Source organism: Arthrobacter sp. Dra40, assembly GCF_059091905.1.
In genome coordinates this window covers 1-24,940 of sequence record NZ_JBNHHB010000049.1, presented here as the reverse complement: position 1 = coordinate 24,940, position 24,940 = coordinate 1, and the positions used below count along the sequence as shown (strand labels likewise).

At 65.5% G+C, this 24,940-nt stretch carries 23 protein-coding genes and 2 tRNA genes; 10 read left to right on the top strand and 15 right to left on the bottom strand.

What is annotated here, in order from left to right:
- Positions 1–39 precede the first annotated feature (39 nt).
- Positions 40–1,545, bottom strand: coding sequence for an MFS transporter (locus AC5RWT_RS18715; RefSeq protein WP_494081461.1), 1,506 nt, complete (start codon positions 1,543–1,545; stop codon positions 40–42).
- A gap of 103 nt (positions 1,546–1,648) precedes the next feature.
- Here AC5RWT_RS18715 and AC5RWT_RS18710 point away from each other — a divergent pair, with 103 nt between their 5' ends.
- From AC5RWT_RS18710 to AC5RWT_RS18700, 3 genes are all read left to right on the top strand, one after another.
- Positions 1,649–2,188 (top strand): TetR/AcrR family transcriptional regulator, encoded by a 540-nt coding sequence (locus AC5RWT_RS18710; RefSeq protein WP_494081460.1) that lies wholly within the window; start codon positions 1,649–1,651, stop codon positions 2,186–2,188.
- A gap of 67 nt (positions 2,189–2,255) precedes the next feature.
- The gene (locus AC5RWT_RS18705) at positions 2,256–2,708 is read left to right on the top strand and encodes a DUF4190 domain-containing protein (RefSeq protein WP_494081459.1); all 453 of its coding nucleotides are present in this window, start codon (positions 2,256–2,258) and stop codon (positions 2,706–2,708) included.
- 274 nt (positions 2,709–2,982) lie between these two features.
- Positions 2,983–4,461, top strand: coding sequence for an MFS transporter (locus tag AC5RWT_RS18700; RefSeq protein WP_494081458.1), 1,479 nt, complete (start codon positions 2,983–2,985; stop codon positions 4,459–4,461).
- A 195-nt stretch (positions 4,462–4,656) separates the two neighbouring features.
- Here the strand turns inward: AC5RWT_RS18700 and AC5RWT_RS18695 are convergent, their stop codons facing one another.
- Complete coding sequence (locus AC5RWT_RS18695; RefSeq protein ID WP_494081457.1) at positions 4,657–4,917, bottom strand: GlsB/YeaQ/YmgE family stress response membrane protein; 261 nt, start codon at positions 4,915–4,917, stop codon at positions 4,657–4,659.
- A 112-nt stretch (positions 4,918–5,029) separates the two neighbouring features.
- Positions 5,030–5,470, bottom strand: a complete 441-nt coding sequence (locus AC5RWT_RS18690; RefSeq protein WP_494081456.1) for an arsenate-mycothiol transferase ArsC — start codon at positions 5,468–5,470, stop codon at positions 5,030–5,032.
- Positions 5,471–5,583: 113 nt separating this feature from the next.
- On the opposite strand from AC5RWT_RS18690, the gene AC5RWT_RS18685 reads away from it, so the two are divergent.
- Positions 5,584–6,006: an arsenate-mycothiol transferase ArsC gene (locus AC5RWT_RS18685; RefSeq protein ID WP_494081455.1), complete on the top strand. Its 423-nt coding sequence runs from the start codon at positions 5,584–5,586 to the stop codon at positions 6,004–6,006.
- Positions 6,007–6,034: 28 nt separating this feature from the next.
- On the opposite strand, the gene AC5RWT_RS18680 is transcribed toward AC5RWT_RS18685, so the two are convergent.
- Positions 6,035–6,490, bottom strand: a complete 456-nt coding sequence (locus AC5RWT_RS18680; RefSeq protein ID WP_494081454.1) for a VOC family protein — start codon at positions 6,488–6,490, stop codon at positions 6,035–6,037.
- Between the two features lie 215 nt (positions 6,491–6,705).
- Here AC5RWT_RS18680 and AC5RWT_RS18675 point away from each other — a divergent pair, with 215 nt between their 5' ends.
- The 3 genes from AC5RWT_RS18675 (at position 6,706) to AC5RWT_RS18665 (ending at position 8,671) form a co-directional block, all read left to right on the top strand.
- Positions 6,706–6,909: a hypothetical protein gene (locus AC5RWT_RS18675; RefSeq protein WP_494081453.1), complete on the top strand. Its 204-nt coding sequence runs from the start codon at positions 6,706–6,708 to the stop codon at positions 6,907–6,909.
- A 108-nt stretch (positions 6,910–7,017) separates the two neighbouring features.
- Entirely contained in the window at positions 7,018–7,443 is a 426-nt protein-coding gene (locus AC5RWT_RS18670) for a universal stress protein (RefSeq protein ID WP_494081452.1), read from the top strand.
- A gap of 61 nt (positions 7,444–7,504) precedes the next feature.
- Positions 7,505–8,671, top strand: a complete 1,167-nt coding sequence (locus AC5RWT_RS18665; RefSeq protein ID WP_494081471.1) for an aminotransferase class I/II-fold pyridoxal phosphate-dependent enzyme — start codon at positions 7,505–7,507, stop codon at positions 8,669–8,671.
- A 31-nt stretch (positions 8,672–8,702) separates the two neighbouring features.
- On the opposite strand, the gene AC5RWT_RS18660 is transcribed toward AC5RWT_RS18665, so the two are convergent.
- Positions 8,703–9,197, bottom strand: a complete 495-nt coding sequence (locus AC5RWT_RS18660) for a pyrimidine dimer DNA glycosylase/endonuclease V (RefSeq protein ID WP_494081451.1) — start codon at positions 9,195–9,197, stop codon at positions 8,703–8,705.
- 200 nt (positions 9,198–9,397) lie between these two features.
- Here AC5RWT_RS18660 and rlmN point away from each other — a divergent pair, with 200 nt between their 5' ends.
- On the top strand, positions 9,398–10,615 hold the full coding sequence (rlmN, locus tag AC5RWT_RS18655; RefSeq protein WP_494081450.1) for a dual-specificity RNA methyltransferase RlmN: 1,218 nt from the start codon (positions 9,398–9,400) through the stop codon (positions 10,613–10,615).
- 48 nt (positions 10,616–10,663) lie between these two features.
- On the opposite strand, the gene AC5RWT_RS18650 is transcribed toward rlmN, so the two are convergent.
- From AC5RWT_RS18650 to AC5RWT_RS18620, 7 genes are all read right to left on the bottom strand, one after another.
- Positions 10,664–11,455: a maleylpyruvate isomerase family mycothiol-dependent enzyme gene (locus AC5RWT_RS18650; RefSeq protein ID WP_494081449.1), complete on the bottom strand. Its 792-nt coding sequence runs from the start codon at positions 11,453–11,455 to the stop codon at positions 10,664–10,666.
- A 107-nt stretch (positions 11,456–11,562) separates the two neighbouring features.
- Positions 11,563–12,000, bottom strand: coding sequence for an acyl-CoA thioesterase (locus AC5RWT_RS18645; protein ID WP_494081448.1), 438 nt, complete (start codon positions 11,998–12,000; stop codon positions 11,563–11,565).
- A gap of 77 nt (positions 12,001–12,077) precedes the next feature.
- On the bottom strand, positions 12,078–14,336 hold the full coding sequence (gene betT / locus AC5RWT_RS18640; protein ID WP_494081447.1) for a choline BCCT transporter BetT: 2,259 nt from the start codon (positions 14,334–14,336) through the stop codon (positions 12,078–12,080).
- A 290-nt stretch (positions 14,337–14,626) separates the two neighbouring features.
- Positions 14,627–14,703 (bottom strand) — tRNA-Val (locus AC5RWT_RS18635).
- A gap of 584 nt (positions 14,704–15,287) precedes the next feature.
- Entirely contained in the window at positions 15,288–17,126 is a 1,839-nt protein-coding gene (locus AC5RWT_RS18630; RefSeq protein ID WP_494081446.1) for an FAD-dependent oxidoreductase, read from the bottom strand.
- Between the two features lie 339 nt (positions 17,127–17,465).
- Entirely contained in the window at positions 17,466–18,182 is a 717-nt protein-coding gene (locus AC5RWT_RS18625) for a DUF2238 domain-containing protein (protein WP_494081445.1), read from the bottom strand.
- 297 nt (positions 18,183–18,479) lie between these two features.
- Complete coding sequence (locus AC5RWT_RS18620) at positions 18,480–19,040, bottom strand: MarR family winged helix-turn-helix transcriptional regulator (protein WP_494081444.1); 561 nt, start codon at positions 19,038–19,040, stop codon at positions 18,480–18,482.
- 354 nt (positions 19,041–19,394) lie between these two features.
- On the opposite strand from AC5RWT_RS18620, the gene AC5RWT_RS18615 reads away from it, so the two are divergent.
- Complete coding sequence (locus tag AC5RWT_RS18615; protein WP_494081443.1) at positions 19,395–20,609, top strand: mechanosensitive ion channel family protein; 1,215 nt, start codon at positions 19,395–19,397, stop codon at positions 20,607–20,609.
- A gap of 535 nt (positions 20,610–21,144) precedes the next feature.
- On the opposite strand, the gene AC5RWT_RS18610 is transcribed toward AC5RWT_RS18615, so the two are convergent.
- Positions 21,145–21,771, bottom strand: coding sequence for a TetR/AcrR family transcriptional regulator (locus AC5RWT_RS18610; protein ID WP_494081442.1), 627 nt, complete (start codon positions 21,769–21,771; stop codon positions 21,145–21,147).
- Between the two features lie 123 nt (positions 21,772–21,894).
- Between AC5RWT_RS18610 and AC5RWT_RS18605 the strand changes: the two genes are divergently transcribed.
- Complete coding sequence (locus AC5RWT_RS18605; RefSeq protein WP_494081441.1) at positions 21,895–22,647, top strand: MBL fold metallo-hydrolase; 753 nt, start codon at positions 21,895–21,897, stop codon at positions 22,645–22,647.
- A gap of 447 nt (positions 22,648–23,094) precedes the next feature.
- On the opposite strand, the gene AC5RWT_RS18600 is transcribed toward AC5RWT_RS18605, so the two are convergent.
- Together AC5RWT_RS18600 and purB are read right to left on the bottom strand one after the other, a co-directional pair.
- Positions 23,095–23,168 (bottom strand) — tRNA-Met (locus AC5RWT_RS18600).
- 159 nt (positions 23,169–23,327) lie between these two features.
- Positions 23,328–24,740, bottom strand: a complete 1,413-nt coding sequence (gene purB, locus AC5RWT_RS18595; RefSeq protein ID WP_494081440.1) for an adenylosuccinate lyase — start codon at positions 24,738–24,740, stop codon at positions 23,328–23,330.
- Positions 24,741–24,940: the final 200 nt, after the last annotated feature.

The window sequence follows — 24,940 nt, the reverse complement described above, 5'->3', positions numbered from 1 at the left end:
CATGGGCTGTCCCGGGCCGCCGGGCCCGGCCCTTGAGGACTAGTGGTTCTGCGGGGCGCGCAGCGTGAAGAAGGCCAGCCCCGCCGCTGTCACCATCAGGACCGCGGCCAGTCCTGCCGTGACGGTGACGCCGCTGTCGAAGGCATGGACTGCGGAATCGATCAAAACGGCCCCGGTCCTTTCCGGCAGTTGCCCCGAAACAGTGATGGCGCCGCCGAGAGTCTCGCCGGCAGCGTGCTGCTGGGCCGCGGTCAGCCCCGGGGGCAGGGAGATGTTCTGACGGTAGGCGCCGACCAGGATGCTGCCCAGCACGGCGGTACCGAAAACGGAGCCCACTTCGTAAGCAGTCTCCGAGACGGCCGAGGCTGCCCCCGCTTTGGCCGCCGGAACGCTGGACAGAATGAGGTCGTTGGAGAGCGTTTCGGAGGCGCCCACTCCTGCGCCGAGCAGCGAGAACGCCACCATGAGGGCCACCGCCGAGGCGTCCGGGGTGGAGGCGGCCAGCCCGTAGGCGGCCGCGGACAACAGCAGGGCGCAGGCGACGACCACGTGCGGGGCAACCCGGCGCACCAGAGGCACTGCCAGCAGCCCTGCGGCTATGGTGACCGCCAGTCCGGGCAGCAACACGAGGCCCGCCCGTAGCGGACTAAGCCCAAGGACCAGCTGAAGATGCTGGGACACGAAGTAGAGGAAGCCGACCAGGGAGAACACGGCCAGCAGGTTGACCAGGACTGCGCCGGTGAACGCGCGGTGCCGGAACAGCCGGACGTCGAGCATTGGATTCGCCCGGCGCAGCTGGCGGCGGACGAACAGCCAGCCGGCCAGGCCGCCGAGGGCAAAGGTCGCCGTGATGGCAGCCGGGTTTCCGCCGCCGGCCAGCTGCTTGATGGCATAAACAACCGGAAGCAGCGCGGTGACCGAGAGCAGGATGCTGACCACATCCACCGGGCCGGGTTCGGGGTCCCGGGACTCCGGTACGAACGCCGGCGTCAGCACCAGCATCGGCAACAGCATGGGGACGGCGAGCAGGAAGACCGAACCCCACCAGAAGTGCTCCAGCAGCAGGCCGCCAAGCAGCGGACCAAGTGCGGCGCCGGCGGAGAAGCCGGCGGCCCAGATCGCGATTGCCAGGCGCCGCTGCGACCGGTCGGTGAAGATGTTCCTGATCAAGGACAGCGTGGCCGGCATCAGCATGGCACCGAAGATGCCCAGTCCGGCGCGCGCGGCAACCAGAAGTTCGGCGGTGGGGGAGAATGCGGCCAGTGCGGAGAGCGCTGCGAAACCCGCTGCGCCGATCATCAGCATCCGCCGCCGGCCGAAGCGGTCGCCCAGGCTGCCCATGGCCACCAGCAGGCCGGCGAGCACCAGGGGGTAGATGTCGATAATCCACAAAAGGGTCGTGCCGCTGGTGCTGAAGGCCAGGGAAATCGCGGGCAGGGCGAAGCTGAGGACCGTGTTGTCGACGGCGACCAGCAGGACGGGAAGCATCAGGACCGCCAGTGCGGTCCATTCTTTGCGCCCGGCGCGCTGGGTGACGGTAAGCATGGTGCATCTTTCGGGATTGGGGGAAGTAAGTCTACTGTACCGTCTGGACGGTTTACCGGCAAAGCGTGCGGCTCTGCAGCAGGGCGCGTCCTAGGATGGGTGGATGGCCAGTGCGAGAGACCGGATCCTCGACAACTTCGAGGACATCCTGATCAAAGAGGGTGAGCGAGCCGCCACCATGGATGCCGTTGCGGCGGCGGCAGGGGTGTCCAAGGGCGGGTTGCTGTACCATTTCCCGTCCAAGGAAGCCATGGTCGATGCCTTGTGCGAGCGGCTGTCCGCCCTGACTGCAGCAGACGCGGAGCAGATTGTCAGTGCCCCCGAAGGAGCAGCCCGCTACTACGTGCGCACGTCCAAGTTCGTGGGGTCACCGCTGGATCGAGCGATCGTGGCCGTGGCTCGCCTGGTTCAGCAAGGCCACCCGTCAGCCGCCAGGACCTTTGCCGGAATCCAGGAGCTGTGGCTGGATGCCTTGGAGCAGGCGCTTGGCAGTCGTCCGGTGGCGCAGGCCGTGAAGCTGATCGGCGACGGCCTTTACTACAGTGCAACCTTCTTCTCCCCGGATGCCCAGCGATACCAATTGGCCGACGGCGAGATGGATGCCTTGCTGGAACAGGTGGACACGCTGGTGGGCCGGAGCTGATTCCCGGCCGCCGGCCTTAGGGTGATCGGACAAGATGAATCGTTTCCGCACCGACGAGAGGAACCTCATGTCTACTCCCAACAGCTACGGGGAGCATCCCGAGCCAACGCCTTCCCCACAGCCGCAGTCACCGCAGGGCGCCTACCCCGCCTACCCGCAACAGGGCGCCGGCCAGGCATACCCGCAACCCAACGCCCCTTACGGGTACCCCGGGCAGCCCGGTCCCGGACAACCCGTTCCCGGCAGGACCATGGGGATCGTCGGGTTCATCCTGTCCCTGCTCGGACCGCTGACGGTGGCCGGGCTGATCGTCAGCATCATCGGCATGGTGCAGTCCCGGCGCGCGCACGCAAAGAATGGCTTTGCGCTGGCTGGCATCATCATCGGCGCCGTGGGAACGCTGCTCTTGATTCTGTTCACCATCGCCACGATCGCCGGTATCGGCTATCTGATGGAAGTTTGTGGCGACCTGGGACCGGGCACCCACCGCGTGGATGGCGTCACCTACACCTGCAGCTGATCCGTCGATGGAAACCGGGGGACGGCCACCAGCGGCCCGGCTGGTCCCGGTTGCCGGTGGTGACGCCACGGTAAATCGGCGGCACCTGGGGCGAGCGGCAGTGCCAAGTCTCTTCCCGGCTTGACCCCCTTGCTGGAGGCTTTGAAGCGGCGTGTGCTGGAGGCTTTGAAGCGGGGTGAACCGTGCCGGGCCTCCAGCAACCCACCACGGATCTTCCCCTGCGCATGGTCGAAAACCGTGTCCGTGCCCAGGCGTTGTCAGTAAACTGGGGCGCATGACCGAGCAGGACCCGGCTCCTCCGAGGGCCGCTGCGGCTCACGAAGGCGTCGCCGGTCAACCCGCGGACGCGGCGGCCACTGCTGCCTCGGTCGAGGATGGCACCTCGCGCCTGGCCGACCCGGACGCTGTCGACACGTCCTTGCGCAGTCCCGCGCAGCGGTCCCGAACCTTTACCGGGATCTTGGTGAACACGGCGCTGGCCAACATCACGACCAGCTACTTGTGGTTCGCCTTGACGTTTTGGGTGTACCTGGAAACGCGCAACGTCATCGCCACCGGGGTGATTGGCGGGGCGTACATGCTGTTGTTGGCCCTTTCCAGCATTAGCTTCGGCACCTTCGTGGACCGCTACCGCAAACTGGCAGTCATGCGGTTCGCCGCCGGATTCACCCTGGTGATGTTCGCGCTCTCCGGGGTCATGTTCCTGTTGACTCCTACGCCCGCGCTGCTGGACCTCGGCCAGCCGTGGTTCTGGCTTTTTGGGGTCATCATCCTGGCCGGGGCGGTGGTGGAGAATATGCGCAACATCGCCCTTTCCACCACGGTCACCATCCTCATCGAGCCTGACCGCCGGGCCAACGCCAACGGGCTGGTGGGCATGGTGCAGGGGCTGATGTTCATTGTAACGTCGGTGCTTTCCGGGCTGTCGGTCGGGCTGGTGGGCATGGGCGGGACGGTCATCGTCGCCCTGGTGCTGACAGCTCTGGCCTTCGCGCACCTGCTGACGCTGCGCATGCCCGAGGAGGTGCGCGCGGCCGCCACCGATGCGCACGGCGGGTTCGACCTGCGGGGTTCCCTCGCCGCCGTGCTGGCCATCACCGGATTGTTCGCGCTGATACTGTTCTCCACGTTCAACAACTTCATCGGCGGCGTCTACATGGCGCTGATGGATCCCTACGGGCTGGAGATGTTCCCGGTGGAGCTGTGGGGGGCCTACTTTGCGCTCGGCTCTACCGGGTTCCTCGTGGGCGGTGCGCTCATCGGTAAGTTCGGACTGGGGCGCAACCCGTTGCGGAGCATGCTGATCGCCGTGATCCTGATGGGGGTCCTCGGTGCGGTTTTCACACTGCGGGAGTGGGCATGGCTGTACATCGCCGGGATCTGGTTGTACTTGGTCCTGGTGCCCTTCGTTGAGGCAGCCGAACAAACGATCATTCAGCAGGTGGTGCCCCTGCATAGGCAGGGGCGGGTGTTCGGATTCGCCATGGCGTTTGAGTCCGCGGCAGCGCCGCTCACCGCGTTCCTCATCGCGCCGCTGGCGCAAGTCTGGATCATCCCTTACGCGCGCTCGGCTGAAGGCGCAGCCCAGCTGGCCCCGGTGCTGGGCGAGGGGACGTCCCGCGGCATCGCGCTGGTGTTCCTGGCGGCCGGGACCATCATGATCGTGGCGGCGGCACTGGCCTTCCTGACCCCCGTCTACCGCCGGGTCTCGGCGTCGTATTCCGACGCGTCGGCGCAGCTGCCGGGAACGTAACAGACGTCGCCGGCGGCTGCGCGGCATGCTGATTGACGCTCTTGAGGGGAATGCAGCCGGCCCGCACAGACGCGATAACCAGAAACCCGCCAGCCGGCGACTGCCGGTTGGCCGATTCCTGGTTCCCTTGCGCTGATCAGGCTTCAGCGGCGCCCGTCCCGGCATCTGCCGGTGCCGGGCACCGCTGCCCTGAGGCTAGCGACGGACGCTGCGACGACCGGACACGCTCTCGGCAACGCCGATCAGGAGCACTGCTGCCACAACGGCAACAATGAATCCGAGCACGTTCAGTTCGAAGATGTCGCCGGTGCCCAGCAGGTTCGCGATGACACCTCCGATCACCGACCCGACGATGCCCAGCACCAGTGTGGCCACGAGGCCCAGATTCTGCTTGCCCGGCTTGATGAGACGGGCGAGGGCGCCGATCACAAGCCCGGCGATGATGAAACCAATCATGTTGCCTCCTTAGTTTGTTCGCTCAGAACAATAAGCAGACTTAGTGCCGGATAGCAAAACGTTTAAATTCCAGCCGTCCCCTGGATCCCCTGCAAAACCGTCGAAAGGGAGGTCATTGGGCGTCCGGGTGCAGGGCCGGCTGCAGTTCGGACAGCAAGTGCTGCACCCGGTGCTTGATGTCGTCGCGCACCGCGCGGACGGCCTCCTCGTCCTGTCCGGCCGGGTCGGTGACGTCCCAGTCTTCGTAGCGTCGGCCGGGCACCACCGGGCATTCCCCGCCAGACCCCAGGGTCACCACCATCTGGGCTGCGTTGACGGACTCGTGGGTGACCTCCACGGGCCGGGCAGAGGAGAGGTCGATGCCCTCTTCGGCCATGGCACTCACGACGGCGGCGTCCAGCCGCCCGACGGGGCGGGTTCCGGCAGAGCGGGCCTCGATGGCATCGTCCGCAAGCTGGGAAAGGTAGGCGGCGGCCATCTGGGAGCGGGCGGCATCGCGCACCCCCACGAACAGGACGGTGGGGCGGGTACGGCCCGTTCCTGAAGCAGTCATAGCGGCCCTTCGCGTCGTTCGGCTCCCGGCCGCCGCTGCCGGCGCCGGCTGCTTCTTTTCACTGTGCCAGATCTTCCGGCAGCCCCATAGATGCACCGGCGATAATAGCCAGCATGAGGTACAAAGCCCGAAAGCCCGGCGTCCTGTTCGTCTGCTCCAGTAACAGCGGGAAGTCCCCCATGGCCGCGGCCTTGATGGAAGCCGAAGCGGCAGGAACGGTGGAGGTGTCCTCCTGCGGCACCCAGCCGGGGAAGGCGGTGAATCCGGAGTCCGCGGCCTCGCTCGCAGAACTGGGAATCGATATTTCCCGCCAGGTCCCGACGGCGGTGACCGTCGAAGCGCAACGGAGCGCCGACGTCGTCGTCATTCTGGGCAGCAACGCGCAACTGGAGGAAGTGCCCGGCACACGGTACGAGCGGTGGGAGGTCGACGAACCAAGCACGCGCGGAATCCACGGCGAGGAGCGCATGCGCTTGATCCGGGACGAGATAGCCGGGAAAGTGCGCGCGCTGCACCGGGAACTGGCCGGCCAATGACCGGCCCAATCCCGCGCCCAGTGGTGGTTTAGCCCCCGGAGGAGTCGCTGGCTGCCGCGTTCTGCTCGGCGGCGGCCTGCATTGCCTCCGGCGACATGTGCACAATTTCCCAAACATGCCCGTCCGGATCGGTGACGGCGGCCCCGTACATCCCGGGCATTTCGAATTCGGCCGGCCGGTAGACTGCGCCGCCGCCGGCCTCCGCGTTCGCAACAAACTGGTCGACTTCCTCCGGGGAGCCGGCGCTCAGGGCCACCAGCACTTCCTTGGCGGCGGAGCCCAAATGCGGCGTGCCGCCGTCGCGGAGGAAGTGGCCAAAATGCTCCGGCTTCAGCAGCATCACCACGATCGTGTCCGAAACAACCATTGACGAGGCATCCGGGGAGGAGAAGTCAGGGTTCAATGTGTAGCCCAGCCCGGTATAGAAATCGGTGGACTTGTCCAAGTCACTGACGGGAAGGTTGATGAAAACCATGCGCTCCATGGGATGAATCCTTTTCAGAAGACGGCCGCCGGCCGGACGGCGCGGGCATGAATTCGCAAATGATGTCCACTGTGGCACTCCGCCAGGTTCCGGCCAAGAGCTATCGGCAGAGGTAGTTGTCCCCGCAGGGCTCGGTGCCACGGGGTGGGTATCCCTTGTCCGCCGGGACAGGCCGACCTACGGTGGGAGTACCGGCGAGGCAGAGGAGGCGTGTGATGGCGGAATTGCGGATTGAACAGTGGTGGCTGGAGCTGCCGACCGGGCACAAGCAGTGGTTCCGGGAGAACCTGCGGGCCGAGACCGTGGATTCCGACGTGGCCGCAGCGGTCTACGAGTCCGGCGGACCGGACCTGAAGGAGACCACGCTGCCCGAAGAAGACTGGGATTTCATCGAGACCCAGTCGGAGTTCGTGGACTGACGGCGACGGCGACGGTCCGCCGCTCCCGGAAGATCGGCCTCCGGGCAGGTAAGTTGGTGTGAAACGGCCCACGTGGCCGCCAGACGACGTGCTCGAAGGGGTGGCCCGATGGCCGGAATCATCATCGTAGGAGTAGACGGCAGCGACACCGCCATGAAAGCGGCGCGCACCGCGGCGAAGCTCGCCGCGTCAATGGGCGCCGAACTCCGGGTGGTTACAGCCCACGAATCCGATACGACCGAAGTAGTGGAGATCGGAAACGACAAGTGGTACATCCACGAGTCCGAGCGGGCCGAGAAGATCGCCAGGGACGTTGCGGCGGAACTGGGCGCGGAGGGCCTGCGGACCAGCTTCACCTCGGTTCTCGGCAAGCCCCAGGACGCGCTGGTGGAAGAGGCTGAACGCGTCAACGCCCGCCTGATCGTGGTGGGCAACGTGGGCATGCAGGGGCTGGGCCGGGTGCTTGGCAGCGTGGCCAGTTCCGTCACCCACAAGGCGGCCTGCGACGTGTACATCGCCAAGACTGCTGGCTGACCCCGCAGTGGTGAACAAGCTGCAGGTGGCCGGCCGGGCCCAGGTTCCGCCGTTCCAGGTGATGAGCATCCTGGACCGGGTCGCCCAGATGCGTGCCTCCGGACGGGACGTCATCTCGCTGTGCGCGGGCGAGCCCTCGGGAGGTGCCCCGCGCGCGGTGTCACGGCGCGCCGCTGAGGTCCATGCCTCGGGCCGCGCGCTGACCTACACCAGCGCCCTGGGCATCCACGACCTGCGGGCGGCGATCGCCGGCCACTACCGGCGCTGGTACGGGCTGGAGGTGTCTGCGGAGGAAGTGGCCGTGACGACCGGTTCGTCGGGCGCGTTCATGCTGGCGTTTCTGAGCGCCTTCAACGCGGGCGACCGGGTGGCTCTGGCGCGACCGGGCTATCCGGCCTACCGGAACATTCTGCGCGCGCTCGGCTGCGAGGTCGTGGAGATCGACTGCGGGCCAGAGGTGCGCTACCAGCCCACTCCGGAGTTGCTGGCCGCCGCAACCCGGGCTCACGGTCCCTTGGCAGGTTTGGTGCTGGCCTCGCCGGCGAATCCTACCGGCACCATGGTGTCGCGGGGTGAGCTGGCGGCTCTCACCGCGTGGTGCGCGGACCAGGGCGTCCGCCTGGTGAGCGACGAGATTTACCACGGGATTACTTATCCGGCAGATCCTGCGGAACCGGCTGCACGTGGAACCTGCGCCTGGGAGCTGGACCGTACCAGCGTCGTCATTTCGTCGTTCTCCAAATACTGGGGGATGACCGGGTGGCGGCTGGGCTGGGCGCTGATGCCCGGCGATCTGGCGCCGGCGTTCGAAGCGCTCGCCGGAAACGTGGCGCTGTGTCCACCGGCGCCGGCCCAGCAGGCGGCACTGGCGGCCTTCAGCGCCGAATCCTACGCCGAGTCGGAGAAAGCTGTGGGCGCCTACGCCGAGGTGCGTTCGGTGTTGCTGCAGAACCTGGACCGGCTGGAGTGGGGAACCGCTGCACCGGCCGACGGGGCCTTCTACCTGTATGCCGACCTCGGACGCCAGCTGGAGGGTTTCGCGGACTCTGCCGAATACTGCCGGGCGCTCTTGGAAGAAGAGGGCGTCGCCGTGGTTCCGGGGGCTGATTTCGACGCCGTCCACGGCACCCGATCCATCCGGCTGTCCTTCGCCGCCGGTGCGGATGCCGTGGCAGCGGCCGTCGAGCGGATTATCAGGTTCCAGGAGAACAACTGCCGGAGCCGCTGAATTTCGCGCCGCGCGAGCCCGAGCCCGGGGGTTAGGCCTGCCGTTCCCAGTCCTCCAGTGGTCCTTCCACCACGGTGAACAGCGGGTGCGGCTCGGGAATGGACGCGGCTGCAGACGGAGTGCTTTGCCGTCCCGACGCTTCCGCCAGGACCACAGCGTGGGTTGGATCCCGGACGGCCAGCTTGGCCATCAGATGCTGCAGTTCGTACTGCAGTTGGCCGGTGGTGACCGGGATCAGGCCGGTCAGGGCGCAGGCGGCGGAACCTTCTGGCGCCACCGACGGCACCCGGATCAAAGCCGCGTTGAACGTGTATCCCCGGCCGGCCGCCTCCGCGTGCAGTCCGTTCAAATAGGCGCCGATAGCTGCCATAGGGTCCGCCGTGGCGCGGAAGCGTTGAAGCTGAGGGTGATTGCGGTAGCCCTTGGTTTCGCCTGCCAGGACCTTCTGCGCCAGCAGGGCTTCCCTCCAGCAGGCCACCAGGCCCCTCTTGTCGAGCAGCCGGGGGTGCAGGCTCCACATACGCATTGGTCAAGAATAGGCACACCGCCGCCGGAGGATGCGAAGGGGAGTGCGCCCGTTAGGCTCGTCGGAGCCCGCACTATCGGCACGCTCTGTCCTCCTGCGCAGGCCGGTCCGGCGCCCTGCCGCGGCCCGCAGCGCCGCCCAGCAAGGGCCCCGGGGCTGGAAGGGAGAACTATATCCTGCCTGTGAGACAATGGGTGGCAATGTCTTCGCAGATTTCTTCCCCCCAAAAAACTTCCGACCGGCCCCAGGTGCGTCCCGCCGCCGAGGGCTGGAACCAGGCCGTCACCAGCGAGGGGCGGCCGCTGCTGCAGTTCAAGTCCCCGCGGGTTAGCCAGCCGCCGGTGCACTTGGCAGACATGACGCTGGCCGAGCGGCAGGACAAGATGAAGGAGCTGGGGCTGCCGGCGTTCCGCGCCAAGCAGCTGTCCACGCACTACTTCCAGCACTACACCACCGATCCCGAGCGGATGAGCGACCTGCCCAAGGAGCGGCGCGCTGAGCTGGCGGAGACGTTCTTTCCCACCCTCCTCACGGAGGTCAAGCGGCTCGCCACGGACAACGGCGACACCATCAAGTTCCTCTGGCGGCTCTTCGACGGCTCCCTGGTTGAGTCGGTGCTGATGCGCTACCCCGGCCGCATCACGCTGTGCGTTTCCAGCCAGTGCGGCTGTGGCATGAACTGCCCGTTCTGCGCCACCGGCCAGGCCGGCCTGACCCGCAACATGTCCACCGCGGAGATCCTGGACCAGATTGTGCAGGCGAACCGGGTCATCGCCGAGGGCGGGCTGGGCGGCAAGCGCAAGGACGCGGGGCACGACGCCGAGCGCGTGACCAACATCGTGTTCATGGGCATGGGCGAGCCGCTGGCCAACTACAAGCGCGTGATGAACGCCGTGCACCGCATGGTGGACGAAGCGCCCGAAGGCTTGGGCATGAGCGCCCGCGGCATCACCGTCTCCACCGTGGGGCTGGTCCCGGCGATCAACAAGCTGGCGGACGAGAACCTCCCCTTCACGTTCGCGCTTAGCCTGCACGCCCCGGACGACGAGCTGCGCGACGAACTCATCCCGGTGAATTCCCGGTGGAAGGTGGATGAGGCACTCGACGCCGCCTACGGCTACTACCAGCGCACCGGCCGCCGCGTCTCCATCGAGTACGCCCTGATCAAGGACATGAACGACCACGCCTGGCGTGCGGACCTGCTGGCCAAGAAGCTCAACAAGCGCGGCCGCGGCTGGGTGCACGTTAACCCCATCCCGCTGAACCCGACGCCGGGTTCCATCTGGACCTCGTCTGATCCCGCCGTCACCCGGGAGTTCGTGGCCCGGCTCAACGACGCCGGCATTCCCACCACGCTGCGCGACACCCGCGGCAAGGAAATCGACGGCGCCTGCGGCCAGCTCGCGGCAGCGGAGTAGCCTCCCTCAAACAACGACGGCGGCGGTCCGTTCGGCGGATGCGCCCGCCTACTGCATTCCCTCGGATTGTGCCTCGCGGAGCGCAGCCAGGCTGGTTGGGTCGCCCGCCGTCTCCGGTTCGGGGGCACGGCCCCAAAGCCAGCGGTAGATCGCCTCCGCGGACCCGCTGACAGTTGCCCCCACCGTGCCGCCGGACGTGAGCACGACGCCCGGCTTGTCGTAGGACGTCCCGGATTCGCCCACGCCTCGCCAGCGGCCGGGCTGAAGACGCCAGCTGGAGCGAGTGTCAGATGCTGCCAGTTCCACCACGTCGGCCACCGGCGTGAACTCGAAGCCCGGGAGTGTGCCCCACCAAGCCCACATCACCTCCACCGCATGGACGATCCCGTCCGCCGCCAGATACGGGTCGACCCGCGCGGACTCGCCGCCAATGGTGAGCTCCGCGTCAATGCGGTGCATCGTGGCTTCGTGGGCCTGCATGCGCCGGATGGAACCCACTGTTTTAGCCGGCTTCAGCCAAAACCACGCCGGATCAGTGTCGCGGCGTTGGCGGAGTTCGGCGAGAAGATCGGCTGTGTGCTGTCCGAACAGGCCCAGCACGGCGCTGCGGTTGCCGGGATGCTGCGGTTCCTGTGCCTCAACCTGTTCGGAGTCGGCATCCGTCCGGGCCTCGTCGCGGAGTATGGCTGCCCAGAACGCGTGCACCGTGGTCAGGTGCCACAAAAGATCATCCGAACGCCACCCGGGGCACGTCGGCACCGCCGCCATGGGGTCGCTGTTTCGCAGGGTGTCGATGAAGCGGTCCGACTCGTCGGCAATGACGTGCATGAAATCGGTCATGGCCGTCATTGTTCCATCGGAGACGGGGAGCGAACAGCCTCGCGTTCCGGGGTTGCCGCCCCGCTCGGGCAACCGGGATCAACCGGCTGTGGTCCTGACCCTCAACCTCAGTTGGTGCTGTCGCGTGCGGAGTCCAGGTGTTGCCGGGGCACTCTGTCGCGGGTGTAAGTGATCTCGGTGTAACCGTGCGGGGCCGGCGTGCCGTCCTCGCCCAGGTTGACGAAAACGATCTTGTCGATGGTCAGAATGGACTGACGCGTGAACATGTTCCGCACTTCGGCGCGCATGGTCAGGGACGTGCGGCCGAAGTGCGTGGCTTTCAGGCCCATCTCGATCAGATCGCCCTGCTGGGCGGAGCTGACAAAGTTGATCTCCGACATGTACTTGGTCACTGCCTTGCCGTTGCCCAGTTGGACGATGGCGTAGATGGCCGCCTGTTCGTCGATCCAGCGCAGCAGGCTGCCGCCAAACAACGTGCCGTTGGCATTGAGGTCTTCGGGACGCACCCACTTGCGGGTATGGAAGGAGATGTCGTCGGTGGCCATGCAACGACTGTAGCTGAATCGTGTCGACGGCTCGCCTGGATGAGAGGAACAGCCCACCGGGACGCCGGTGCGCCATCCTAGGATTCGTCGAGTCTCTCCACGTCGTCTGCCTTCACGGGCACATGCGGAATCGATTCGGTCGTCGGGGGCACCACGGGGGTGAGGACCGACGCGTAGGCATGTTCGCTGGAGTATTTGAGGAACGCCAGGTGTGCCTCGTACCGGTCGAGGACATCGTTGATGACCTGTTGCTGGGTCAAACCCATCAGGTCATAGCCCTCGCTGCCGGTCAAGGTGAACACCTCGAGCCGATAGTACGTGTCGATCTCGCGCGGCATGCTGCGGCCGCCGAAGGTCGGCACAGGGGCCTCCACCGCGGCCACCTGGTAATGGAAATTACGGTGGTCCTCCATGTTCACTACGAGAGTGTGCTCGTCGATGCCGGTCTTCGCATTCGGCGTGGTAACCATCTCCGCCTCATAGCCGAGTTCAGTGAATTCCTTGGCGACGTCCTGCAGCGCCGGCTGCACGACCCGCTCGGCAAACTGCGCCACGGCCTTGTTCGACGGGTACGACCGCAGGCGCGCCAAGCGCTGCCGCCAGGTTTTCTCCGGCACCTGCCCGCCGTGGGCGGCAGCAGTACGCCGTCGCAGCACCTGGCCCTCGCGCTCGGCCCGTTCCATCCTGAGCACCTTCGAGAAGGAAGCCATCACCAGATACGCAATGATCGTCACCGGCAGGGCGAAGATCAGGGTGGCGTGCTCCATGGTCGTGACGCCTCCGGCCACCAGCATGGCCACCGTGAGGATCGCCGTGAGCAATGCCCAGAAGATGCGCAGCCATTTGGCTCCGTCCATTGCCGGGTCGGGAATCATGGAGGAGAAGTTCGACATCACCATCGCACCCGAATTGGCACTCGTGAGGTAGAACAGCAGCCCCGAGAGGGTGGCCAAGCCGATGAGGAACGGGGCCCCCGGGAACATCTCCAGCAACGCATACCACCCGTGCTCCGGGCTGTTGATGGCTTCCTGCGCAAACCCGGTATTTCCGGCCAGCACCTCGCTCATGGCGCTGTTGCCGAAAATCGAGACGATGAAGAAGTCGCACAGAACCGGAGCGGTGATGGCCGCGATCACGAATTCCCGCAGGGTCCGGCCGCGCGAAATCCGTGCCAGGAACAGGCCGACGAACGGTCCCCAGGCCAGCCAAAAGGCCCAAAAGAACAGCGTCCAGCCTGCCATCCAGGTTGAACCGCCTTCCTGGTAGGCCAGCGTCTGCAGCGTGCGTTCGGGCAGCGTGAAGATAAAGCGGCCGATGTTCTCGACCATCGCGTTCAGCAGGAACGAGGTCTTTCCCGTGACCAGAATGTAGAGCATCATCGCCCCGGCGGCCCACAGGTTTAGTTCGGAAATCCACCGGATCCCTTTGTCCACGCCGGAAGTACAGGCCGCGACGGTCATGACGACGGCCACGAGCACGAGGGCAATCTGCAGGGCCAGCCCCTCCGGCAGGCCGAACAGCCAGCTGAAGCCGACGTTGAGCAGGACGACGCCGATGCCCATCGACGTAGCTACGCCGAAGACGGTGCCGACCAAGGCGAAAATGTCGATGGCATCACCGGTGATACCCCGCACCCGCTTCCCCAGGAGTGGGTAGAGCGCGGCCCGGATGGACAGCGGCATGCCCCACCGGTAGGCGAAATAGCCCATCGCCATGCCGAGCAGGGCATACATCGACCAGCCGGCCACGCCGTAGTGGAACATGGTCCACACCACTGCGTCCTGCGCGGCTTCCGCAGATTCCGGGGCCGCGGTGGGGGGAGTCATGTATTGCGTGATCGGGCCGGTAACTGAGTAGAAGAGCATATCGATGCCCACACCGGCGGCGAAGAGCATCGCAACCCAAGTGAACAGGTTGTACTGCGGCCGTGAGTGGTCGGGTCCGAGCCGAACGCTGCCCTCCTTGGAGAGGGCCACCCAGAGGACGAAGAGAATGACCAGGGTAACGGTCAGGACGTAGAACCAGCCCAGGTTGGTGGCGATCCAGCCGACGACAGTGTGCATCGTGCCGGCCGCGCTGCCCGGGGCGACGATGGCCCAGACGGAGAAGGCCAGGACGATCACCGACGACATGATGAAGACCCGCCAGTTGACCCGGGGGCCGCGGTTCTCGGTGAGTTCGGCGGGCCCCTTGCTCAGTTCCGTGCTGGATATGGGCGGGCGCTTGGCTTCGTCTTCGACTGGTTTGCGCCGCTCCGCCCCGCCGAAGCGACTGCGTTCGACGAGCGGTTTCAGTGCCTCATTCTGTGACATACCTTCGTCTTCGGCGTTAGCCATCGGATTCTCCTTCTCTCGCGGGCAGAGTGCCGGCCGTTCGGCAGCGGCACGTCGCCCAAAAAACCGTGGCGGAGAACAGCGTAGACCTCCCAGGCCCGTCCGTGCCCACCTGTGGGGGAGCCAATTTGCCGGTCCCCGACTCCGTTTCCCGCGCCGCCCAAGGCGGGCGCAGCCGCGCCCCGCCTGGCGGGCGCGTCCCACCACAGAACGCGCGCCGTGCGCGGCCATCCTGCAGGGGTTCATGCCAAAAAAGTGGGACCCCCGCCTGAAACAGGCAAGGGTCCCACTAGTGGTTGCGGGGGTAGGATTTGAACCTACGACCTCCGGGTTGTGAGCCCGGCGAGCTGCCGAACTGCTCCACCCTGCGGCGTCTCCGACTGTAGACCCCCCAGTTTCCAAACGACAAATTTGGTGAGGGGCGTCACCGCAGGCTCCAGGAAAACCTGTGATTCAAGCACGACGGCGTGCGGACGCCTGTCGTGCGGGCGATTTGCGGCCGCAGTCGGCGGCAGTTGTAGTTGCCCGGGGTGTGCGCTGTTCCATTAGAACACGCCGGTAACGAGCGAATTTCCCCCTGGGTCAAGGCCTATTTATCGCCACGCCAGAGCGTGTAGTGGCCCGGAGTTACACCCCAGAATCCCGCAGCTAGAACGGAGTCTAGACCGGAGGTAAAGCTACCTGTCATGGGGTTGGTTCGGGCTTTCCCGCTCTTCAAAGTAACGCCAAGAGCAAAGCACTCGGAGTGCTGATCAGCTTCCTTTTCAGTCGCGGCACGCAAGCAGCGAAGCGGGGCCGCACCTCCCACGGGAGGCGCGGCCCCGCCAGAGCACCCGGTATTGGCTACGCGTCAGGACCAAGGGTGTTTTTTCGCATGCCCATCACGGCAGTGAAGGTCCGCCGTGCGGAGTGACCTCGACCGCCGTTTCGTCCGTCAAGTTCACCAACGAATGCTCAGGCGTTTTCCTGCCGGCGGGCTGCTTCGCGTCCCGCCACGTAGCCGAACACCAGTCCGAGCGAGATCGTCCCGCCGGCGCCTCCATAGAACCCCTTTGTGGGGGCACCGCCCGCGTTGCCGGCGGCGTACAGGCCCTTGATGACCTTGCCCTCGGTGTTCAGGGCGCGCCCGAGTGCATCGGTCTTCGGGCCGCCGACGGTGCCGAGTGCGCTGGCCTCGACCTTGAGCGCGTAGAAGGGCGCAGTGTCGACCGGCCCCAGCACACTTGACCGCGGGCTCTTCAGCACCGGCCGGATGATCTTCGCCAGGGGCTTGACCACCACGGAACGGAGGCGTTCGGGGTCGTTCCTCTTTGCCACCCGGCCGGCGAGCTTGCTCGCAATCGGACCGACGGCCTTGGCGATGAGCACCCTGGCCTTCGCGGTGGCGGCGGGGAAGCGCGCGTCCGGCGAGTTCTTGCCCAGCCGCGGATAGTAGGCGCCGAAGTAGCGGTCGAACATCGTGTCTCCGCGGTTGAACTGCGGGTCGCGTCCCCGTGCGGCCTCGGGGTTGAACCGGTCAACGGTGCGGAGCAGCCCCACCTCGTCGACTCCGATCTTGGCCGCCAGCTCTGCCAATGTTTCAGCGCTGTGGAGGTACTCGGGCACTTCTCCGCCCGGCGTGATGCCGAAGATCCCGAACTTCTCCCAGTAGTTCTGGTCGAAGATCAGCCACGCGGTGGCGTTGGGCATGGTGCCCGTCTCCGGGTCGGTCTCGCGCATGATCTGTCCGAACTGGTCGTAGGCGAGCGCCTCGTTCGCGAAGCGCTCGCCCTTGCTGTTGACCATGATGCTGTGCGGCAGGGCCCGCTCACCGAGGAACACGCGGCTGAGAGGCTGGCCTTCCAGCTCCTCGCCGGGCAGCTGCACGCCCGGCATCCACCAGGCGTCTTCCATCCCGGTCAGGTCGGCGCCGACCTCGTTGGCCAACTGGACTGCGATGCCGTCGTGGCCCTTGGGCGAGACCTGCACGCCGAAGGGCGCGTCGAGGTACTGCGTGGTGACCTCGTCCGAGCTCTCGAACCCGCCGCTGGCCAGCAGAACTCCCTTGGTGGCGCGCACCGTGTGCTCTTGACCATCGGCTCGTACGACGATCCCCTGCACGCCCGACTCGTCCGTCACGAGCCGGACTGCGGTCGCCTCCACACGTACGTCCACGCCGTTGCGCAGGCTGCCCTCGAGCAGAGCGCCGACCAGTGCCGGTCCCGCGAGCCAGACGTCGTCGATGCCGATGCCGCCCAGCAACCAGAACGGGAGCGGGTTCTTGGCCATGCCCGTGGTGAGGGCCGGCCGCACGTACTTTGCGGCCTCCCCCAGTCCCTCGGGGGAGTAGGGGCCGGGGAAGAGCGCCCGGCCGACGGACGCGCCGTCGATGTCGGAGCGGTAGTCCGGCCAAATGGTCGGGATCCACCCGAAGGAGGTGTGCTCTTCGATGAAGCGGGCGACGTGGGGTCCGGCTTCCAGGAAACTCTCCACCAGGTCGTGGTCGAGAACCTTGTCCCGACCCTGGCCGTAGATGTAGCGCCGGGCCTGGTCCAGGTTGTCCTTGACCTTGAGGTCCTTGGTCGAGAAGCCGTGGTTGGGGATCCAGGCGGCACCCGCGGAGATGCCGGTGGCGCCTCCGACGAGTTCCCGCGACTCGACAACGAGAACCCTTGCGCCCTCCCTGGCAGCAGTGAGCGCCGCCATCAGGCCAGCACCGCCGGAACCGACGATGGCTACATCTACCTCGTCGGGGATGCCCTTCTGAGATACGGTTCCGATGGAGCCGCTGTGCTGAGTCAAACTGTCAACCACGATTTCCTCCTTACAGATAGTCCCCGTCACCTAGCCTCACCGGTTCAATGAGGCGCTGCAAAAGTCCAAGCGCTGACGCTTGATGCAGCAGCCCTCGGGAGTGCTAACCGATGCAGGCGCCAGGACGAGTACATGCAGTGCATGCATATGCATCTACACTATCGCGAATAGTTGACGTGTCAACTTTTCGCTCTTCCATCTTCATCAGATCAAGGACTATGCCAAGTGTCGAATTCCGGGAGAGCGTTCAGTTCGGTTCCGGATACGGCAGACACGGGCGCCGAGGTCGCCGGTCTGTCGGCAGCACCGAGCACTGTCATCGACCCGGCGGTTCGGGTCTTATCGTGTGGCGCCTTCGGTCACCGGAGCACTCCGAGGGTGCCCCGCGGCCGGGGTGTGCGCATTGGGTACCTGCCGAGGTAGTGCGGCCTGCGTCAGGACCTCGGCGGAGGGGAGCCGTCCCATGTGCTGGACGAGGAACCGCGTGGCCGCCACGATGATCGCCGACGCGGTTCCGGCGATCAGGTCCGTCATGGTGTCGAAGTTGGTGATCTGGGCGGCGGTGCCGAGCACGGCATCGGAGGCGAACTCCGCAATCTCCCACAGCAAGGCGACGAAACCGCTGAACGCGACGATCATCACCGCCGCGAGCCAGGGCGGCATCGAGAATCCGTAGCGGCGGCCGGTGACGCCCAGCGCAAAAACGATCCCGAGCGCGACGACGAATCCGGAGTAGAAGTGCACGACCGTGTCCCACAGTGTCCATACGGCGTAGAAACCCAGTTGGCTTCCCAGGTACGGGCCACCGACCAGCAACACGGCGTACAGCCCCTGTAGGCGTGCGGGGATCTCAACGCGCGCCCACCGCTCCACGAGCAGAACCGGGAACGAGGCCAGTAGCAGTGCGACGGGGATGACGGCTGCCGTGGACTCGCCGCAAATGAGCGCGCTGAGTGCGGAGAGTGCGAAGAGGGCTTCGGCCGCGATCAGTGGGGTGTGGCGCCTGAGCGCGTCGCTGGACGTCACGGTTTCTTGTATTCCGTTACTTTCACTCATTCAGTCAACCTTCACGAAATTTCGGGGAGCGATTTGGTGCAGTGCGGAAAGCACGCAGTGCCCTCCGGCGAGGACAGCAGTTCGAGGGCACGAGACACAGGCGGCATTACGGCCGGGGCGCGGCACGATCACGGGGCAACGGCCGGCCCCAAGAGCACCTGGCCGCCGGCACGTCGGGTCGCGGACCCCGAGGCCGTTTTCGTAGAAAGAAATCTCCCATTGCAAGGCAATGGATGTGGGAGAGGACTGCCCCGTCGGGAGTCGAAGACGTCGCGGAAGTCTTGGGCCAGGGGTTGTTTAGGGGTCGGGGGGTCTTTCCGGGTTGTTGGCTGGAGGAATGTCGTTGGGGGCTGCCGCGGTGCTTTGGAAGAGCCGGGGCGTGGCGGCGGAGAGTTCGTTGGCGAAGCGGACCAGCATGGTTCCGAGGATTTCCCTGTCTTCCGGTGACCAGCTGGAGAGTATTTCATCGAACGCTGCCGCGCCGGCGGCGCCGATCCGCTGTTGCAGTTGAATTCCGGCGGCGGATGTCTGTAGGAGGGTTGCCCGCCGGTCGGCGGAATCCGGCCGGCGGTCGATCAGTTCCCTGGCTTCGAGGCGGCGGATTTGCGGGGTCATGGTGGATTTGTTCACTCCCCACTGTGCGGCCAGGTCGGATAGCCGCATCGGGCCGTTCCTGGTCAGGTATTCCAGCAGTGCCGTGTCGGTGGGCGAGAGGTCCTCGGCTTCGGGGCCGAAGACGTATCGGCGGATCTTTTTCCTGCTGGCCCATTGGAGCAGCAGGGCGAAGCCGTGGCGGACCTGCACCCCCGGTGTGGGCTGCTCACCGCCGGTCTCAACGTCTTTGGAAGAATCTGGCATGCAACCAGCGTAGCAAAAACAGTTCGGTTCGCCTAACCGAACTGTTTTTTGTGAGGCGCGGGCTGTTGGGGATATGCGCTGCTTTCCACCCTCGTCCGTCGTCGCTCGACGTGGTTACAGCCGCCGGTGTCTCCTGCCTCCATGGACCGGCAAGTGCCCTTCTGGGCAGACCGGGAACGTGCTCTGAACGTAGAACCTACGCCGATCAAACATTCAATTGGTACTTCACACAGCATCTGGTCAGCGTTCGCGGTCCTGGGCAGGAAACTCCAAGCACTCGAGCACCAGTATCTGTCCGGGGCGCCGCGCAGCCCGACTGGACAGGCGCCGCGCCGGATCTGCACCATCGGAAATATGGATGATTATCTCTACCTGATCCAGCCGGCGACAGTAGTGCTGATCGCCGTTGCCGCAGCACTGGTGATCACCGCGCTCCTGCGGGTTGCAGTGAACCAGCTGTTCCGGCGTGTGCCGAACATCCGGGATGTCTCGGCCCGCGGGCGCAGCCCCTTCCGGGTGGCGCTGGCTGTCATCGGAATCCGGGTGGGCCTGCGTATTACCTCCGCCGATGAGCCGTGGTTCACCGCCGTTGACTTCGTCCTGATCATGGTGCTCATAGCTGCGCTGGCCTGGTTCGCCGTCGTCGTACTCCTGGTCATTGAGGCGGCCATCCTGGCCAAGTACCGCACGGACACCAAGGACAACCGCCGGCTGCGCCGGCTCAAGACTCAGGTGATCCTGGGGCGCCGTGTGGCAGTGGCGCTGATCGTGACGATCGCGGTCGCGTGCGTGCTGTTGACCATTCCCCAGGTCCGAGCCCTTGGTGCCGGTATCCTGGCCTCCGCCGGCGTCCTGTCCGTGGTCGCCGGCCTCGCGGTGCAGAGCTCCCTGACCAACGTCTTTGCCGGCATGCAGCTGGCCTTCACGGATGCCATCCGGGTGGATGACGTCGTGGTGGTCGAGAACCAATGGGGCACGGTGGAGGAGATCACGATGACCTATGTGGTGGTCCACATTTGGGATGACCGGCGGCTGATCCTGCCCTCCACCTACTTCACCAGCACGCCCTTCGAGAACTGGACCCGCCGGACCGCAGCCCTGCTGGGAACGGTGGAGCTGGACGTAGACTGGCGGGTTCCCCTGGACGAGCTGCGCGAGCACCTCAAGGCCGTGGTGGAGGCGGCCGAGATCTGGGACGGACGCACCGCCATCCTGCAGGTCACCGACGCCGTCAACTCGCTGGTCCGCGTGCGCATCCTGGTCAGTGCCGTGGACAGCGGCACACTGTTCGACCTTCGCTGCCTCGTGCGGGAATCTATGGTTACCTTCCTGCAGCGCGAATACCCGCAGGCGCTGCCCCGGCAGCGGTGGGAAGCCGTCGGCCCGGTGAGTAGCGGCGAGACCTCCGTCGCTGGCCGCCGGCGTCCCGCGGCCGCGGCGATGACCGGCGCGGGCGACTCTCAGCTGTTCACCGGCTCCATCGACGCCATCGAGCGCAACCAGGCGTTCGCCGGCCCCGGCGACGAGGCCTACGAGGAACGCGAGCGAAAGGCGAACCAGGGCGGGTAGGCGCGCAGCTTCGTGGCAGCTCCGGGGGTCGGGTTTGTCCGGCACAGGGGCTCCGCTCGGCCGGACTCCTCGCGTCCGCGGCGCCCCTCAGCCCTGAACGTGCGCGCCCGCCAGTTCCGGCGCTCCCTCCAGGATGGCCAGACCTGCTCGGGTGGAGATGTTCAGCGGCGGGGCCACGTCCATGGGGTTGTAGCCGCCGAACGGTCTATATGGCTGATCATATAAGTCTGCGCGCAGGAGCAGTACAGATGTCGCGCGGACCCTTCGGGTTAGCGGCCGGCAGCCGTTGATGAATTCATCGGCGCCTCGCCGTCGGCCGAGTTATGGCTTGGCAGAGTCAAAGTTCCCGACGTGCCCCGCATCGAGCCCGAGTCCGGCAAGCTGCTCGACGTGCGCAGCCTCCTGCCCTTCAGCGGCCCTGGTGACGAGCAAACTCGCCGCGGCACCCGGCGGCCGTAGAACATTGTCAATGTCTTCGTGCACAGGGCACGCCGCCGGCCATCCTCGGGATGAGGCGGACGGTTCGCGGCTTTGACTACCATTCCCCATAGATCCGGATCAGCGCACGTTTTGCCGCGGTGTACGACTCGGCCGAACCTGTGAGGAGCGAACGCGCATTGGCCGCCTCAAGAAATGCCGTCGTCTCGAACACCAGTTGATTCACGTCTACCTCAAGAAGTTCCCCGATGTCGGCTGCAGTCTGAATTTCCGAGGCCAGCAAGGAGCGCCATTCAAGAACCGCCTCCGCCACCGCTTCCCTTACCGGACCAGATTTGGAGTCGAACTCCGTGCTGGCGGCCGCAAAAAAACATCCGCCGACAAAGACCCTGTCGCGGCTGTAGGAAAGCCAAGCGTCAAGAAGGGCGCGAAGTCTTTCCAGCCCGGGTGCGGCCTTGAGGGCGGGAGCTACGACCGCCGCGATGAAAACTTGTCTCGCTGCCTCAACCGTCGCGATTTGCAGCTGCTCTTTCGAACCGAAGAGGGCAGCTACTCCACTCTTGCTAAGAGTTGAACGAGATGCCAGGCTGCCGATCGAAAGGCCTGAAAGCCCTTCAACCGAGGCCATGTTCACAGCTGCCTCTAAAACGGTTTGTCTCGATTTCAGGCCTCTGGCCGCTCTGCCATCCATATTTACCTCTCTTCGTAAGCTCGAAACAATCATAGTGTACGATCGTTCGTATAGTTACCGGCTGCGTATCGGCCCCTTCAGGATTCCCGCATTGGCAGACCTGGGCGAGGCTGCCAAAGGTCGGCCCGTTGATACTCAAGATTCTAAGGACGACCCATGCAGACAACCCTGACGCATATCGGCACCGCAACGATGCTTGTCGAACTCGGTGGCCTCAGGTTTCTCACCGATCCGGTGTTCGATCCCGCCCCTGCTGATTACGTGTTCGGGCCCGTGGTCCTGCGGAGCACCAACAAACCGGCCATTTCCGCTAGCGAACTTCCACCAATCGATGCCGTGCTGCTCAGTCACGACGAACACCCGGACAATCTCGATGAGGCCGGCAGGAGATTGCTGGAGGGGAAACCCGTCTTGACCACCCAGAGCGGTGCGGGACGGCTGGGTGGCCTAGCAGTTGGCGTGGCGCCTTGGGCCAGTCACACGGTCGCCGTGGGAGAGAAATCCGTGATCATCATAGCGACGCCTGCCCATCACGGCCCCGTTGGTGACGTCATTGGATTCATCCTCCGGGTTCCCGGGGAAGAAAAGGTTCTTTACATCTCCGGCGACACCACCTACGAAACCGACCTTGACCAAATCGGCGCCCTATTCTCGATCGGAGTAGCAGTGCTGCACCTCGGCGCGGCAAAGTTCGCCATACTTGGGGACCAGATGGTCAGTATGGACAGCTCGAGCGCAGCCAAGTTCACTTCCGCCCTCGCCGCAGACACCGTAGTGCCGATCCATTTCTCCTCTTGGGAACACTTCACTGAAACGGAAGATGAGATCGCGTCTTCATTTGCCGAAGCAGGCCTGACTGACCGCCTTGAATGGCTCACCCCCGGGGTGCCACGGGTCCTTGAGGTCTAATCCCGTGAGCCCCCGGCCTGACTAGGGCGGGAGTGGCAGATGTTCACGCAGCGCTAGCCAGCCCCCAGTGTTATACAGCCCAATTGAGGGTGCGCCGATAAGCCCACCTTGTCACGGCGGGTCTTGGTAGGGGTGTGGGGTTGCCAGCAGCGGCAGTTTCGGCAGTAATACTGCGCCGATCCTGCGGAGGCCGGACGGAAGGGTTCCGGTGGAGGAAAGCGGTCAAGAAAAACCTGCGCCAAACCCGGCGGACATCTCGCTCCGGTGCAATCGAATCCGCCATGGCCCAGATTGCCGTTCGGGTCCGCTGAGTGCTTGCACTGTCTCTCCCCGGCGGCGGCAAGCACCCTGACCGTAGACCAGAGTCTAGAACGGAGCCGAACAGCATCCAATCAAAAAGAAAGGCCCTCTGACCGGGATAAATCCTAGTCAGAGGGCCTTTATTCGTTGCGGGGGTAGGATTTGAACCTACGACCTCCGGGTTATGAGCCCGGCGAGCTACCGAACTGCTCCACCCCGCGGCGTATTAATGACTCTAGACCCCCCAGTGACCAAACGACGAATTTGGTGAGACGGGTCACTGATTCGCCCGTCATGCCATGCTTCCGACGCCGGCGGCGGCCCGGTAGCCTTCCAGCAGAAGGCACCTGGCCGCCGTCGTCAGCAGAAGCTGTGGGGGATTACGGCAGGTGGTCCACCAGCGTGGCGGCGATGCCGTTGTAGTTGGCCGGGGTCAGGGCCAGAAGGCGGGCCTCGGCGTCGGGGGAGAGCCCCAGACCGGAGACGAACTCCTTCATCCGCTCGGCGTCAACGCGGTGCCCGCGGGTGAGTTCCTTCAGCCGCTCGTAGGGATTTTCCATGCCGTCGACCCCGGCGATGGCTTCGGCGCGCATCACCATCTGGACCGCCTCGCCGAGCACCTCCCAGTTCTGGTCCAGATCGGCGGCCAGGACGTCCGCCGGCACGCTGAGCCGGTCCAGGCCCTTGGCAACGTTGGAGATGGCCAGCAGCGAGTGGCCGAAGGCAACACCGATGTTGCGCTGCGAGGACGAGTCGGTGAGGTCCCGCTGCCACCGGGAAGTGACCAGCGTCGCCGCCAGCGTATCCAGCAGGCCATTGGAGATTTCCAGATTGGCTTCGGCGTTTTCAAAGCGGATCGGGTTGACCTTGTGCGGCATCGTGGACGAGCCGGTGGCTCCCTCCACCGGAATCTGCGCGAAGTAGCCGATGGAGATGTAGCTCCAAATGTCCGTGCAGGCGTTGTGCAGGATGCGGTTGAACCGGGCCATGTCCGAGTAGAGCTCCGCCTGCCAATCGTGCGACTCGATCTGCGTGGTCAGCGGGTTCCAGGTCAGGCCCAGGCCCTCAACGAAGGACTTGGAGACGGCCTGCCAGTCAGCCGACGGTACGGAGGCGTAATGGGCCGCATACGTTCCGGTCGCTCCGTTGATCTTGCCCAGGTACTCGGTCCGGGCAATCCGCTCCAGCTGGCGCTGCAAGCGGTGGGCGATGACCGCCAGCTCCTTGCCGAGCGTGGTCGGGGTTGCCGGCTGCCCGTGGGTACGGGAGAGCATCGGCACATCGCGGTGCTCCCGGGCCATGTCCGAGAACTGCTCGACCAGGGCGCGGGCGGCCGGAAGCCATACCTGCTCCACGGCCCCCTTGACACCCACCGCATAGGACAGGTTGTTGATGTCCTCGGAGGTGCAGCCGAAGTGCACCATGGCGGTGAGGTCCTCGATGCCGATCTTGTCGAGGCGGCGGCCGATGAAGTACTCCACGGCCTTCACATCGTGGACGGTGACGGCTTCAATCTCGGCCAGTTCGCGCACGGCATTGCCGTCGAAGTCGGTGACGATCTTGCGCAGCGCTGCCTGCTGCTCCTCGGTCAGGGGTTCCGTGCCGGGCAGGACGGACCGGCTGGCCAGGTGGATCAGCCACTCCACCTCCACGTGCACGCGGTCGCGGTTCAGCGCGGCTTCGGAGAGGTAATCCACCAGCGGTGCCACCGCCTGGTGGTAGCGCCCGTCCAGGGGACCAAGGGCGATTGCGGGGGTGACTTCTGCCAGGGGGACACGGGGAGTTTCAGCCATGGCCCTTATTCTTCCATGTTCACTGCCGCCGCTTCCTGCGTGACTTCGCCTCCACACCGGTGCTGAGTCCTCCGACTTGCACATGCCCGTTTTCCTTGGGGTGCGCTCCGGGGGCGCGCACCTAGCGTCAGAGCTGGAAGCACAAAGGAGGTCAGGGATGTTTCGGCAACCAACGACGGCGGAGGCCCGGTCAAGCGGGC